Origin of the sequence: Agrilactobacillus fermenti (assembly GCF_021030645.1) — a bacterium.
Lineage (GTDB): Bacteria > Bacillota > Bacilli > Lactobacillales > Lactobacillaceae > Agrilactobacillus > Agrilactobacillus fermenti.
Window position 1 is genome coordinate 47375 of sequence record NZ_JACGCJ010000012.1, and the last position, 14077, is coordinate 61451.

Here is a 14077-nt window from a genome sequence, read left to right on the forward strand (position 1 = left end):
TATATATTGGGCCGATTTGCAGTTATTTTGCATCGGTCCTTTCTTTCTAAACTGTCAATCAAGAAGGGGGGACGCACTTGTTAAAACTTTCTGATTCAGTTGAAACTCTGAGTGGTGTCGGTGCCAAGCGGGTTACGGCTTTAAATAGTCTGGGTATCTTTACCATCAACGATTTACTGTTTTATTTTCCATTTCGCTATGATGATTTAAAAGTTAAATCTTTGGCGGAAGTTACAGACCAAGAAAAAATAACGCTCAAAGGGACAGTGATTGCAGCGCCAATTTTGAATCGCTTTGGACCTAACAAAAATCGCTTAATTGTTCGTCTTTTAGTGGAACACCAAGTTGTAATTGTAACTTTTTTTAATCAGCCTTGGTTAAAAGATCGCTTTATTCCAGATACAGTTGTTGCTGTATTTGGCAAATGGGATCAACGCCGCCGCGGTCTGACTGGAATGAAGTTTTTCTCACCGAAAGACGATAATGATTTGGCTGGTATTTATTCGGTTAACAAAAATATTCGCCAGAGCACACTAATCAAGTTAGTTAAATTGGCATTTGAGAAATATCAATCTGTTATTGGTAATATAGTGCCAATTGATATTCGGCAGCGTTATCGTTTACTCGATGATCGAGAAATTATCGCTGGTATGCATTTTCCGAAAACGGCAACTGAAGTTAAAGCAGCCCATCGCAGTGCGGTATTCCGTGAATTTTTTGTCTTTGAATGTCGGATGCAAGCCATACGGCAAAAAGAGCACCAAGGAAACCAAGGCTTGAGCCTGAAATACCAATTAGCAGCTGTGCAGGATTTTATCCACGAGTTACCCTTTGAATTAACGCAAGCACAAAAAAGGGTTGTTAATGAAATTGCAGCCGATATGAAGCGCCCTTATCAAATGAATCGCCTGCTTCAGGGGGATGTTGGTAGCGGCAAAACAATCGTTGCGGCCATTGCCTTGTTTAGTGCTGTAACTGCTGGTTATCAGGCGGCCTTGATGGTACCCACAGAAATCTTAGCCACGCAGCACTTTGAAAAATTACAGCCTTTATTTGCTAAGATGAATGTGGTAACGACTTTGCTAACTGGTGCAACAACCAATAAAAATAGACGAAAAATTGATGAAAATTTGGTTCAGGGTCGCGTGAACATTTTAATTGGGACACATGCGTTAATTCAAGAGAGTGTGCATTTTAAAAATCTGGGGTTCGTTGTCATTGATGAGCAACATCGCTTCGGTGTCAATCAGCGTAAGGCATTACGTGAAAAGGGGTTACACCCAGATGTTTTGATGATGACGGCAACGCCGATTCCCAGAACACTGGCTATTACAACTTATGGCGAGATGGATGTTTCGACGATTGATCAATTACCAAGTGGTCGAAAACCGATTAAGACATATTGGCTTAAAAATAATCAAGATCAACAAGCTTTTGCTTTTGTCCGACGACAACTCGTTCAGCATAATCAGGCGTTTGTAATTTCACCCCTGATAGAGGAGTCTGAAACTATGGACCTGAAAAACGCCGAACTATTATATGAACGCTACCGTGAAGCTTTTGCGCCGGAATATGAAGTAGCTTTACTGCATGGACAAATGAGCAATGATGATAAAAATACAGTCATGGCGGCTTTTGCTAAAAATGAGGTGCAAATTTTGGTGGCTACCACAGTGGTGGAGGTCGGTGTCGATGTGCCAAATGCCAATACCATGATTATTTATGATGCTGACCGATTTGGGTTGTCACAACTGCATCAGTTACGAGGACGCGTAGGTCGTGGTCAGCAGCAAGCATACTGCTTATTAGTGGCTCAGCCCAAAAACGAGGTGGCCGTTGCACGACTACAGGCAATGACCGAAACAAATGATGGTTTTGTTTTATCTGAAAAAGATTTAGAATTAAGGGGTCCCGGAGATGTTTTTGGTCAAAAACAGTCGGGGTTACCTGATTTTCAAATCGGCGATCCAGTTGCTGATTTTAACGTTTTACAAGTTGCTCAAACTGAAGCACAGCAAATTTTTGTAGACGATCCAAGTCTATCGAAAGCTGAACATCAAACGTTACGGACTTTTTTAAAAACAACAATTGATCTAAAACGACTAGACTAATTTTATATCAGAAGAGGAGTTATAGAATGAAAATTGCCATTGATGCAATGGGCGGAGATAATGCCCCAGAAGCGATTGTTAAGGGCGTGTTGGCTGCCAGAGATGCATTTTCCGATATGGAATTTATTTTGTATGGTGACCAGGCACAAATTAAGCCTTTGGTATCTAACATAGAGCGGATTGAAATTCAGCATACGGATGAGGTTATTGCCGGTGACGATGAGCCTGTACGATCTGTTAGACGTAAAAAGCAAGCTTCTATGGTTTTAGCGGCACAAGCAGTGAAAGATCATCATGCGGATGCTTTCTTTTCTTGTGGTAATACTGGTGCAGTTTTAGCTTGTGGTATTTTTGTGATCGGCCGCATCAAGGGCATCGAGCGCCCGGGACTAATGCCTACATTACCAACGGTGGCGACAGACGATGGGTTTAATTTAATTGACGCTGGTGCAAACGCCAGTAGCAAACCGAATCACCTTTATCAATATGCTAAGATGGGCATTTATTATGCTCAAGATGTCCGTAAAATTAAGCAACCAAGAGTGGGACTTTTAAATAACGGCACCGAGTATGATAAGGGTGATGATCTTCACAAAGAGGCTTATCAACTACTCAAAGATGATCCAGACATTAATTTTATTGGTAACGTTGAGGCTACCAATATTTTAGAAGGTCCAGCTGATGTCGTCGTTTCTGATGGTTTTACTGGGAACGCGGTTCTAAAAACAATTGAAGGCACAGCTGGTGCTTTAATGAAAGTCATCAAGCATAGTTTATTAAATAGTGGTATGTTATCTAAATTAGGTGCGGCCATGTCTAAGTCCGCATTTGCCGCTGTAAAGGATAAGTTTGATACTTCAAAATATGGCGGTGCCGTACTGTTAGGCGTGGCTGCACCGGTCGTAAAATCTCATGGTGCTTCGGATGATCGCGCTGTCTATTATGCATTAACGCAAATTCATGATATGGTTAATAAACAAACCGTCCAACATGTGATTGATTATTTTTCCAAAGAAAAAAATTCATAGACAAGTCACAGAAAAACGGATAGACTAATTTTGCATTAAAATTTGGAGGCAAGTTATGACTGAGCAGGAAATATTTGATAAGGTAGCAGCTATCTTAGAAGATCGTTTTGATATTGACAAAAGTAAAGTTACGAATGATTTAAATTTTAAAAATGATTTGGAAGCTGATTCTATTGATATTGTTGAATTTGTAATTGAGCTAGAAGATACTTTTGGTGCAGAGATTCCAGATGAAGAGGCGGAAAAAATCAAGACAGTCGGTGATGCCGTTTCTTATATTCAAGAACATATGCCCAAAAAATAAATATCTGTTAACCAGACACCATTTTAGCTAGCCAGTGAGTTGATTTCTGTGCTAGCTTTTTTATATGGTAAAACAGTGCAGTTTGCCCCTTTTTCTGATAAACTAAATCAGTATGTAAAATGAACTGTTATTTGCTTTTTTAATATATTTAGCTGTTATCATTGTTTTACCAGCTAGAGATAAGAAAAAATCAAAGTCAACGGACACAATGAAAGGAATTTAAAAATGATCCAGGAATTAGCAAATGAATTGCGTCAAAAATACGGTATCGAGTTTAAAGATTTGAGTTTATTAGATGAAGCTTTTACGCATTCTTCTTACGTCAATGAACACAAAGAACTTAATTTAAAAGACAATGAACGGTTGGAATTTCTTGGCGACGCTGTCTTGGAATTAACTGTTTCTGAACACTTGTATAAAAGATTTCCAGAACTTCCTGAAGGCAAACTTACACGTTTGCGAGCTTCGATTGTTTGCACTAAAGGATTCAGTAGTTTTTCGCGAGAGGCACACTTTGATCGTTATGTTCGACTGGGTAAAGGCGAAGAGCAAATGGGAGCACGTAATCGTGACACGTTATTAGAGGATCTTTTTGAAGCGTTTAATGGTGCGCTTTACCTAGACCAAGGGAAAGAAGCTGTGGTAAAGTTTATCCGACAAATTATCTTTCCGAAGGTTGATGTCGGTCAATTTAATGAGTTCACAGATTATAAAACAGCATTGCAAGAAGAATTACAAACAAATGGCGAAGTAGAAATCGCCTACCATACGCTGTCTGAAGATGGTCCAGCGCACGAACGTGTTTTTCATGTAAACGTTACGGCTAATGGTGAGGTATTAGGGGAAGGTCAAGGCGCCAGCAAAAAACGTGCTGAACAAGCTGCTGCCAAGACGGCATTAACTCAAATCAAAATGAATCAGTCCTCACAAACAAATTAGCGACCACAGTCATATTGGAGCGAATTAAATGTCACTAACATCACTAATCATTTCTGGATTCAAATCATTTGCAGATAAGACTGAGTTAACGTTTGACAAAGGTGTTACAGGTATCGTTGGGCCAAACGGCAGTGGTAAAAGTAATATTACCGAAGCAGTTCGCTGGGCGATGGGTGAACAGTCAGCTAAGGGATTGCGTGGTGAACATATGCCAGATGTTATCTTTGCAGGCACACAATTACGTCCTGCTATGAATTTAGCGTTAGTTACTTTAAAATTTGATAATCAGGACCGCGCGTTAAAAAAAGATGCTGATCAAATCGAAATTACGCGTAAAATTTTTCGAGACGGCACAAGTGAATTTTATATCAATCAAAAAAGCTGCCGCTTAAAGGATATCGTCAGCTTGTTTTTAGATTCTGGAATCGGTCGTTCTTCTTTTTCGATTATTTCTCAAGGTCAAGTGGAAGAAATATTTAATAGTCGACCAGAAGATCGACGCACGATCATTGAAGAAACTGCGGGGATTCATCAATATAAAATACAAAAAGAAACAACGTTAAAAAAGTTAGAACAAACAACTGATAATTTAAATCGTGTTGAAGATATTATTGCAGAGTTGCATGATCGAGTAGCTCCACTACATGAACAAAGTAGTTTGGCTAAGGAATATCTTGAACAAAAAAAACAATACGATCATTATATGAAATCATGGCTGGTTATTTCCATTAATCAGAATTCAGCAGAAAAAACCCGGTTACAGCAAAAAATCAACGAATTAAATTTAACTGCTAGACAATTAGCTGAAGCCAAAGCAACACTTGCCGAAGATCTGACGGCTGCCAAAAAGCAACAAACGAAACTTGAACGTCAGTTAGATAACGATCAAGCACAATTAGTCACTGCAACTCAAAAAATTGAGGCATTAAAATCACAAAAAGCATTAACTAAAGCCCATGATCAGCAACAAGCAACACAAACGAAGGATCTAAAAAAACGTATTCATGACTTGACTGATCAGTTGACTGAACAAACGCAAACTTGCCAGCAAACCACTGCCCAGTTAGCTCTTATTGAAAAAAAGCTGACACCTGTTGAAGCCCAAATTAAGCAGCTAACAGTTACATCTGGACAGTCGAAGGCAGATATTCAAAGTAAGATCGATGCTGAAAACGATCAATATTTAACTTATTTACAACAGCAAGCAGAATATCGTAATCATATTCAAATGTCTGAAAAGCAAAAAAATATCTTGACACATCAAGTAGCGCGTATTCAAGCACAGCAGGAAACGTTAACAGCAGAATTAACCCAGCTACAAAAAGAATTGGGCGAAAAAAAAGCAAAAATCCAGTCGACTGAAAATGCTCAAGTGAGCGCACAAAAAGAGCTGCAAACTTTAGAACAAACGTTAACTTCAGAACAGCAGAAATATGAGCAAGAACGCCAAAATTTGGTTAATGGCTTAGATGTTTACCAACGGGCAAAAGCCAAATTGCGAAGTTTGGAAGCCTTCCAACGGGAATTTTCGGGATACTACCAAGGCCCTAGATATATTTTGCAGCATCGGCAAGAGTTATCGGGTGTTTTAGGTTCAGTATCTGAACTGATGCGTGTGCCTGAAAAATTTCAGGAAGCAATTCAAGCTGCTATTGGCAGCCGATTACAAGATATTGTGACAGATGATGAATTAGCTGCAAAAAAAGCAATTCAGCATTTACGAACAAATCATCAAGGGCGCGCAACATTTTTACCTTTGACGTCTATTAAAACACGCACGATCTCATCTAGTGATGAAGCACAACTACGCCAATATAATGGTTTTTTAGGTGTTGGCTGGCAACTCGTAAAAACTGAGGTTGCTTATATTCGTGTCTGCAAGCATTTGTTAGGGACTTTGGTCGTTGTAGAGGCCCTAGACCAAGCTATTAAAATTGCTCAAGTTACCAATCGTCGTTTCCGTATTGTCACGCTAGCAGGGGATATTTTGAATACGAATGGAGCTATGAGCGGTGGTGCACAACATAAGCAAACAACGAACTTGCTCACTCAGAAGAATCAAATTGAACTTGGGCGTACGAGAGTTCAAAATATGGATCAAACACTACAACAAAAAGAGCATGAAGTAAAGTCGTTGCAACAACATGTGGCACTTTTAAAAAAACAAATAGCCGAATTTAAAAATAATCATGCAGCCGATCAAACAAACTTCCAGCAAACACAACAACAGTTAACTGAGCTGACGACGGCTTTAGATTATAAAAAACGTGAATGCCGTGCGGCTGATTACAATTTAAAGTCATCTACGGAGCAATTGAACGGGCTCACTCGAGAAATCGAGCAAACTCAACAACAGCAAGTTCAACTCGAGCAGAATGTGACCGAGGCACGGCAAACTCTAAATACCCTGCGTCAGACGTTGACAGACTTTGATCAAACACAGCAGCAACTGCAAAATCAAATAAATGAACTAAAAATTACAAAAGCTAGTTTGACTGCAGACCAGCGTAACTTTCAGCAGCAATTAACGCAACAACAACAACGGCAACGGAAAACACAGCGACAGCTGCACGATCTAGAGCATGCTTTGACCGATATTCAAACTGCTGGACATAACAAAAAGCTGTCATTATCTGAAATTGAAACGGAAATTCAAGTAAGTAAGCAACAACAACTGACACTTCAAACGAATATCGAACACGCGCAAAAAATGCGTATTAATGTTAAACAGCAATTGGATCATCTTCAAGGTGAAGTCACGCGAAACATTGGGTTGTTAGAAAATACCCGAACTGAAATTACCACGAACCAGCAGCAGCTTGATTCTGTAGTTGAAAAAATTCATAATGACTTAGAACAAGTTGAAACTGATTATCAGACATCGTTTGAATCATTACAATCAGAAGTCGCTCAATCAAAAGTGGTTGATCTTGAAGTTTTGCAGCGGAAAGTAAAATTATTGAAGCGCACACTCGATGAAATTGGCCCAGTAAATCTTACCGCGATTGAAGAATATCAAAAGGTTAAAACACGCTTTGACTTTTTAACACAACAACAAACAGATCTACTTACTGCTAAAAACACCCTATTAGAAACCATTGGCGAACTTGATCAAGAAGTTAGAGCTCGGTTTAAAGCGACATTTAGGGCAGTCTCAGAAGCTTTTAGTGAAATTTTTCCAAAAATGTTTGGTGGTGGCCAGGCGGCACTAATTCTAACTGATCCTGAAGATTTATTGAATACAGGTGTCGAAATTAAAGCATCACCTCCTGGAAAGAAACTACAAAAGTTAAGTTTGCTTTCTGGAGGGGAGCGTGCCCTAACTGCAATTACATTACTTTTTGCGATCATTAAGGTCCGGCCTGTACCCTTTTGCATCCTAGACGAGGTAGAAGCTTCATTAGATGATGCTAATGTGGCTCGTTTTGCGGACTTTTTAAGAGCGTATGATGCAAAAACACAGTTTATTGTCATCACGCACCGTAAAGGCACAATGATGCGGGCAAACCGTTTGTATGGTGTGACCATGCAAGAATCTGGTGTTTCCAAAGTTGTATCCGTGGCGATTTCTGATCAGGTAAGTGCTTGATCTCAGAATAGGAGGAATTTGATGGGATTATTTGACAAAATAAAAAAAGCTTTTACCGGTGGTAATGCTGACGTACCTGAGCAACAGGAAGAAACCACTGAGAAATATGAAGCTGGCTTAGAAAAATCGCGGCAAACTTTTGGTCAAAAAATTAATGCTTTATTTGCCAATTTTCGAACCGTTGACGAAGGTTTTTTTGATGATTTAGAAGAGATGTTAATTGAATCTGATGTTGGATATGAAACGGCTTTGCGCATTAGCGACGAGCTCCGTGAGGAAGTTAAATTAAAAAATGTGAAACGATCCGATGAGGTTTCTCAAGTAATTGTTGAAAAGCTAGTCGATCTTTACGGGGAAGCCGGTCAGGATGAAGATAATGCCTTACATTTTACTGACAATGGTCAACCGACTGTTTTTCTATTTGTTGGGGTTAATGGTGCTGGTAAAACAACCACTATTGGTAAGTTGGCGCACCGTTATCGTCAAGCTGGCAAGAAAGTCCTATTAGCGGCCGGTGATACTTTCCGTGCTGGTGCTATTGAACAGTTACAAGAATGGGGGCGTCGCGTAGACGTTCCAGTTGTGGCATCACAGCCAGGTGGTGATCCGGCCGCCGTTGTTTTTGACGCCGTTAAAACTGCTCAACAGGAACATTATGATATTTTGCTGGTTGATACAGCTGGACGTTTACAAAATAAAGTCAACTTAATGAATGAGCTGGAAAAAATCAAGCGCGTCATCAAGCGTGAATTACCTAATGCACCGCAAGAGGTACTGTTGGTGCTGGATGCATCCACCGGGCAAAATGCTTTGTCCCAAGCGAAACAATTTAATGAAACAACGCAGGTTTCTGGTATTGTGTTAACAAAACTAGATGGTACCGCTCGAGGGGGCATTGTATTGGCAATTCGCAATGAATTGCATATTCCAGTTAAATTGGTAGGTTTGGGTGAAAAAATGGATGATCTGCAAGACTTTAACCCAACCCAATTTATCTACGGGCTATTCAAGGGCTTGATCGATATTCCAGAAACGACTGACGATGGCACAAATACTTCAGAATTCAAGTCAGACTCGGAAAATACGCAGGATTAATATGGAATTAGAAAAAAATAACCGCATTAATGAATTGTTTGATTTCTATGGTATGTTGTTAACGCAAAAGCAGCATGAATATATTCGACTTTATTATCGCGATGATTACTCCCTTGGTGAAATTGCAACCCACTTTGCCGTAAGCCGTCAGGCGGTTTATGATAATATCCATCGTACAGAACAAATTTTAAATAACTATGAACAGAAATTACATCTTTATCAACGTTATCAAAACGAAAATCACTTGCTTCAACAGATGCGGCAACATGTGGCCACACATTATCCAACGGATCAAAAGCTAGTTGAGTTGATCATGCAAATTGAAGCGGAAACAGATGCTTGACACAAAACAAACTAATAAAAGGGAATGATGAACTTGGCGTTTGAAGGTTTAACAGAACGTTTACAAAATGCCATTGGCAAGCTTCGAAAGAAGGGCAAGGTAACCGAAAGTGATGTCCGCGAAATGATGCGGGAAGTTCGCTTAGCTTTGTTAGAGGCCGATGTCAATTTCACGGTCGTTAAAGATTTTGTCAAACAAGTTAGAGAACGAGCTGTGGGCGCTGAAGTATTAGAAAGCTTAACGCCCGCTCAACAGATTGTAAAAATTGTTAATGATGAATTAACTAAAACGATGGGAGAAGCTGCTGTACCTCTTAATAAGGCACCCCACATCCCAACGATTATCATGATGGTCGGACTCCAGGGGGCAGGTAAAACAACCACTGCCGGTAAATTAGCAAATTACTTAATCAAAAATGAAAAAGCACGGCCATTGCTAATTGCTGCAGATGTTTATCGTCCTGCTGCTGTGGATCAATTAAAAACAATTGGTCAACAATTAAACGTCCCCGTTTTTGATATGGGTACAGATCATGATCCCGTTGAAATCGTCAAGCAGGGTATGATTCAGGCCGACTTACAAAAGAATGATTATGTCATCATTGATACTGCTGGGCGATTGCAGATCGATGAAAAATTAATGACTGAGTTGGCAGACATCGAGGCTGAAGTTCAGCCTAATGAAATCCTGTTGACCGTTGATGCAATGACAGGGCAAGCAGCTACAGAAGTTGCTAAAGGGTTCAATGAGCGCTTAAATATCACAGGTGTAGTGCTGACAAAATTAGACGGTGATACTCGTGGTGGGGCTGCCCTGTCAATTCGTGCGGTTACTGGTAAACCCATCAAATTTACAGGTCAAGGTGAGAAATTAGATCAGTTGGATGTTTTTTATCCTGATCGCATGGCTAACCGAATCTTAGGCATGGGTGATATGATGTCACTCATCGAAAAAGCTCAAAATGACTTTGATGAAAAGCAAGCCGCGGCCATGGCTGAGAAGATCAAGGAAAATTCATTTGATTTCAACGATTTTCTAGATCAAATGGACCAGATTCAAAAAATGGGTCCATTAGATGAAATTATGAAAATGATCCCCGGTGTTGCAAATAACCCGGCAATGAAAAATATGAATATTTCACCAAAAGAAATGGATCATATTAAAGCCATTGTTTATTCAATGACACCAGCTGAAAGAGAAGAACCTAAGATTTTAAATGCCAGCCGTAAACGTCGCTTGGCTGCCGGTTCGGGTCGTCCAATTCAAGAAGTGAATCGGATGATCAAACAGTTTGATATGTCCTCTAAAATGATGCAACAAATGTCCAAAGGTAACATGAGTGGTATGGAGGGTTTATTTGGTAATGGCGTTCAAGGCAAGCTTGGTAAAATGGCAATGAGTTCCATGGCCCGCAAGCAAAAGAAGCGCAAAAAGAAACGCTTAAAAAATGCCAAAAGATTTAAATCGTAAGTGTAAAGAAAAAACACTTTACATGTGTCCGACGAACTGTTATATTTATTGTCGTGATAATTTTTAATGGAGGTGTCCTACTTGGCAACTAAAATTCGTATGAAACGTATGGGTTCAAAACGTAAACCTTTCTATCGTATCGTTGTGGCTGATTCACGTGCTCCACGTGATGGCCGCTTCATCGAAGAAGTTGGTTACTACAACCCACTTAAAGAACCAGTAGAATTAAAACTTGAAGAAGAAACTATTTTAGACTGGTTGAAAAAAGGTGCACAACCTTCAGATACAGTTCGTAACTTACTTACTTCTCGCGGCATTATGAAACAATTGCACGAAGCTAAATACGGCAAGAAATAAGGGCTGCTTTTTATGGTAGACATTGATCATCTGATTAAAGTCATCGTAGAGCCACTTTGTCAGTATCCAGAAAAGCTTAACATCGTGCAGCATGAATCAGATCGATTTATCGAATTTGATTTAAAAGCTGATCCCAGCGATGTAGGCCGAATTATCGGTCGCCAGGGTCATGTGGTTCAAGCTATTCGTAATATTGTTTATGCGGCAAAGACAAATTATCAAAAGCGTGTGCGCTTAAACATTAACTAGTGTTTCACAATAAATTGATCTGGGATGACCAGGTCTTTTTTTGTAGATTGGTGAGGTGATTAAAAATCAATGGCTTACTTCAAAGTTGGCAAAATCGTGAACACACAGGGCATTAAAGGTGAAGTAAAAATCGTTAGTCATACAGATTTTCCAGAAACGCGTTTTCAACCTGGCGCGGAGTTAGCGATCCTTTTTCAAAAACAATACTTACCCGTCACTATAGAGAAATCCCGTATTCAAAAGGGGTTACCAATTGTAAAGTTTACTGAATTCAATGATATTAATGCTGTAGAAAAGTTTAAGGGGAGCGAGCTCTATATTGCTGCTGAAAAACGACCTGCTGACGAGTTGGCATCAGGAGAATTTTATTACCATCAGATTATTGGTGCTCAAGTAATTGACGCACAAACAAAAGAAGTTTATGGTCCGATTACTGAGATTTTATCACCAGGTGCTAATGACGTCTGGGTCGTAAACTCCGCAAAATATGGCGAAATATTGATACCTTACATTAAATCGGTAATTTTAAAAGTTGATGTGACTCAACAACAAATTTGGGTTGATTTACCAGAAGGACTGATTGATCGTGAAAATTAATATACTATCGCTTTTTCCAGAGATGTTTGCACCTTTGCAACAATCATTGATCGGTAAAGCTAGAGAAAATGGCCTATTAAAGGTCGATATTGTTAATTTTCGCGATTACACAACAAATAAACATCATTCGGTTGATGATACCCCATATGGTGGGGGCGCAGGTATGTTGTTAATGCCTCAGCCTATTTATGCAGCGATGCATAGCCTTGTTGAAAAGAAACTGAGTAACCCCAACAAACGACGTGTGATCATTTTAGATCCTGCTGGTCAACCATTTAATGCTAAAATGGCGCAGGAATTCGCACAAGAGCCTGAACTGGACTTTATTTGTGGTCATTATGAAGGTTATGATCATCGCATTTATGATCTTGCCACGGATTTAGTTTCAATTGGTGATTTTGTACTTACTGGTGGGGAGTTAGGGGCGATGGTGATGATTGATGCGATTGCTCGTTTTGTGCCGGGTGTACTAGGCAATCAGGATTCTGCAGAGACCGATTCATTTTCCAGCGGCTTGTTAGAATACCCGCAGTACACGCGGCCAGCTGAATTTCAAGGTCAGGTTGTTCCTGAAGTATTACGCAGTGGCAATCATGAAAAAATTAGGCAGTGGCGTTTATATCAAGCATTGAAACGCACTTACACAAAAAGACCTGATTTACTGGCACAACAAGCACTGAGTGCCGAAGCAGAACAGATGCTAAATGATATAAAAAACAATGACTGTTAAGAAAAAATCTTTACACTATTAACTTTATGTGATAGTATTTTTACTTGTGATATATGGTCACTATCAACGATATTCCGCTGGGATGAAAGTTGCTCATGAATGTCTGTTATAAAGGAGAGCTTAAAATGAATCCATTGATTCAAGAATTAACAAAAGAACAACTACGTTCGGATATTCCTGAATTCCGTGCTGGTGACAGCGTTCGTGTCCACGTTCGTGTTGTCGAAGGTTCACGTGAACGTATCCAGTTATTCGAAGGTGTGGTTATCAAACGCCGGGGTACTGGTATTAGTGCCACTTATACTGTTCGTAAAATTAGTAGCGGTGTCGGTGTGGAAAGAACATTTCCATTACACACACCTCGTGTTGCCAAGATTGAAGTAACACGCCAAGGTCGTGTACGTCGAGCTAAATTGTACTACTTGCGGGCATTACGTGGTAAGGCTGCAAGAATCAAAGAACGCCGTCGTTAATAAAAAAAGCAAGTATCCAGTCGGCTACTTGCTTTTTTATTTTAGTTTTAGAATACAAAAATGTGGCCGAAGCAGCAAGACCTGCCACTGGCCACGAGTTGGTTAACAATAAGGATCAGATTTGATCCCGGTAAAGACTGATGACTTTGCCTAAAATAATTACATTCTCTAAAATAATTGGTTCAAAGGTATCGTTTTCCGGCTGTAAACGGTAATAACCATCTTCTTTGAAGAAACGTTTACAAGTTGCCTCATTTTCCTCCGTCATGGCAATTACAACATCGCCGTTATCAGCTGTTGCTTGTCGGCGAACAATAACTTTATCGCCATCTAAGATACCAGCATTGATCATACTTTCACCGCGAATTGTTAGCATAAAAACATCATGTGCGTCATGTATATTTGGTGGTAATGGAAAATACTCTGTTGCATCTTGAACTGCTAAAATCGGTACGCCGGCGGTTACCACACCAAGCATTGGGATTTCCTTAGATGCTTCCCCTAGAGCTTCTAAACCTGCTTTTGTTAGTTCAATTGCCCGCGGTTTGGTGGGATCTTTTTGCAAAAAGCCTTTCTTTTCTAACCGGGATAAATGACCATGAACAGTAGAAGTAGAGGATAAGTCGACCGCTTCACCAATTTCACGAACGGTTGGTGGATAGCCTTGCTCGTTAACGCGATCATAAATGAAGCGCAAGACCTCCATTTGTTTTGACGTCTGGTTCTTTACCATGTTGACACCCCTAATTTTTATTAAACTAAGCTTATCATAGGTATATAAGCTTTTCAAAC

Annotated in this window: 14 protein-coding genes; 13 read left to right on the forward strand and 1 reads right to left on the reverse strand. The window is 39.8% G+C overall.

Features of this window, described 5'->3' with window-relative positions; all coding sequences use genetic code 11:
- Window positions 1–77 precede the first annotated feature (77 nt).
- From recG to rplS, 13 genes are all read left to right on the forward strand, one after another.
- Complete coding sequence (gene recG, locus FHQ08_RS05815) at window positions 78–2111, forward strand: ATP-dependent DNA helicase RecG (protein ID WP_230913457.1); 2034 nt, start codon at window positions 78–80, stop codon at window positions 2109–2111.
- A gap of 26 nt (window positions 2112–2137) precedes the next feature.
- Entirely contained in the window at window positions 2138–3139 is a 1002-nt protein-coding gene (plsX, locus tag FHQ08_RS05820) for a phosphate acyltransferase PlsX (protein ID WP_230913458.1), read from the forward strand.
- A gap of 55 nt (window positions 3140–3194) precedes the next feature.
- Window positions 3195–3443, forward strand: coding sequence for an acyl carrier protein (acpP, locus tag FHQ08_RS05825; protein ID WP_230913459.1), 249 nt, complete (start codon window positions 3195–3197; stop codon window positions 3441–3443).
- 225 nt (window positions 3444–3668) lie between these two features.
- Complete coding sequence (gene rnc / locus FHQ08_RS05830; protein ID WP_230913460.1) at window positions 3669–4382, forward strand: ribonuclease III; 714 nt, start codon at window positions 3669–3671, stop codon at window positions 4380–4382.
- A 28-nt stretch (window positions 4383–4410) separates the two neighbouring features.
- Window positions 4411–7971 (forward strand): chromosome segregation protein SMC, encoded by a 3561-nt coding sequence (gene smc, locus FHQ08_RS05835; RefSeq protein WP_230913461.1) that lies wholly within the window; start codon window positions 4411–4413, stop codon window positions 7969–7971.
- Between the two features lie 21 nt (window positions 7972–7992).
- Window positions 7993–9066 carry a signal recognition particle-docking protein FtsY gene (gene ftsY / locus FHQ08_RS05840; RefSeq protein ID WP_230913462.1) on the forward strand — a complete coding sequence of 358 codons (1074 nt, stop codon included), beginning with the start codon at window positions 7993–7995 and terminating at the stop codon, window positions 9064–9066.
- A gap of 1 nt (window position 9067) precedes the next feature.
- Entirely contained in the window at window positions 9068–9409 is a 342-nt protein-coding gene (locus FHQ08_RS05845; protein WP_230913463.1) for a putative DNA-binding protein, read from the forward strand.
- A 33-nt stretch (window positions 9410–9442) separates the two neighbouring features.
- Window positions 9443–10879, forward strand: a complete 1437-nt coding sequence (gene ffh, locus FHQ08_RS05850) for a signal recognition particle protein (protein WP_230913490.1) — start codon at window positions 9443–9445, stop codon at window positions 10877–10879.
- Window positions 10880–10960: 81 nt separating this feature from the next.
- The gene (gene rpsP / locus FHQ08_RS05855; RefSeq protein ID WP_230913464.1) at window positions 10961–11236 is read left to right on the forward strand and encodes a 30S ribosomal protein S16; all 276 of its coding nucleotides are present in this window, start codon (window positions 10961–10963) and stop codon (window positions 11234–11236) included.
- A gap of 12 nt (window positions 11237–11248) precedes the next feature.
- Window positions 11249–11485, forward strand: coding sequence for a KH domain-containing protein (locus tag FHQ08_RS05860; RefSeq protein ID WP_230913465.1), 237 nt, complete (start codon window positions 11249–11251; stop codon window positions 11483–11485).
- 69 nt (window positions 11486–11554) lie between these two features.
- A complete protein-coding gene (gene rimM, locus FHQ08_RS05865; RefSeq protein WP_230913466.1) occupies window positions 11555–12082 on the forward strand; it encodes a ribosome maturation factor RimM in 528 nt (175 codons plus the stop codon).
- On the forward strand, window positions 12072–12812 hold the full coding sequence (gene trmD / locus FHQ08_RS05870) for a tRNA (guanosine(37)-N1)-methyltransferase TrmD (protein WP_230913467.1): 741 nt from the start codon (window positions 12072–12074) through the stop codon (window positions 12810–12812). Before rimM ends, trmD begins: the two co-directional genes overlap by 11 nt.
- 125 nt (window positions 12813–12937) lie before the next feature.
- Complete coding sequence (gene rplS, locus FHQ08_RS05875; RefSeq protein WP_230913468.1) at window positions 12938–13285, forward strand: 50S ribosomal protein L19; 348 nt, start codon at window positions 12938–12940, stop codon at window positions 13283–13285.
- Between the two features lie 115 nt (window positions 13286–13400).
- Here the strand turns inward: rplS and lexA are convergent, their stop codons facing one another.
- Window positions 13401–14018, reverse strand: a complete 618-nt coding sequence (gene lexA / locus FHQ08_RS05880; RefSeq protein WP_230913469.1) for a transcriptional repressor LexA — start codon at window positions 14016–14018, stop codon at window positions 13401–13403.
- Window positions 14019–14077 lie beyond the last annotated feature (59 nt).

Excerpts from the sequence above, each read along its gene's own strand:
- plsX (WP_230913458.1), top strand. The coding sequence starts at position 2,138 with ATGAAAATTGCCATTGATGCAATGGGCGGAGATAATGCCCCAGAAGCG.
- acpP (WP_230913459.1), top strand. The coding sequence starts at position 3,195 with ATGACTGAGCAGGAAATATTTGATAAGGTAGCAGCTATCTTAGAAGAT.
- rnc (WP_230913460.1), top strand. The coding sequence starts at position 3,669 with ATGATCCAGGAATTAGCAAATGAATTGCGTCAAAAATACGGTATCGAG.
- smc (WP_230913461.1), top strand. The coding sequence starts at position 4,411 with ATGTCACTAACATCACTAATCATTTCTGGATTCAAATCATTTGCAGAT.
- ftsY (WP_230913462.1), top strand. The coding sequence starts at position 7,993 with ATGGGATTATTTGACAAAATAAAAAAAGCTTTTACCGGTGGTAATGCT.
- FHQ08_RS05845 (WP_230913463.1), top strand. The coding sequence starts at position 9,068 with ATGGAATTAGAAAAAAATAACCGCATTAATGAATTGTTTGATTTCTAT.
- FHQ08_RS05860 (WP_230913465.1), top strand. The coding sequence starts at position 11,249 with ATGGTAGACATTGATCATCTGATTAAAGTCATCGTAGAGCCACTTTGT.
- rimM (WP_230913466.1), top strand. The coding sequence starts at position 11,555 with ATGGCTTACTTCAAAGTTGGCAAAATCGTGAACACACAGGGCATTAAA.
- rplS (WP_230913468.1), top strand. The coding sequence starts at position 12,938 with ATGAATCCATTGATTCAAGAATTAACAAAAGAACAACTACGTTCGGAT.
- lexA (WP_230913469.1), bottom strand. The coding sequence starts at position 14,018 with ATGGTAAAGAACCAGACGTCAAAACAAATGGAGGTCTTGCGCTTCATT.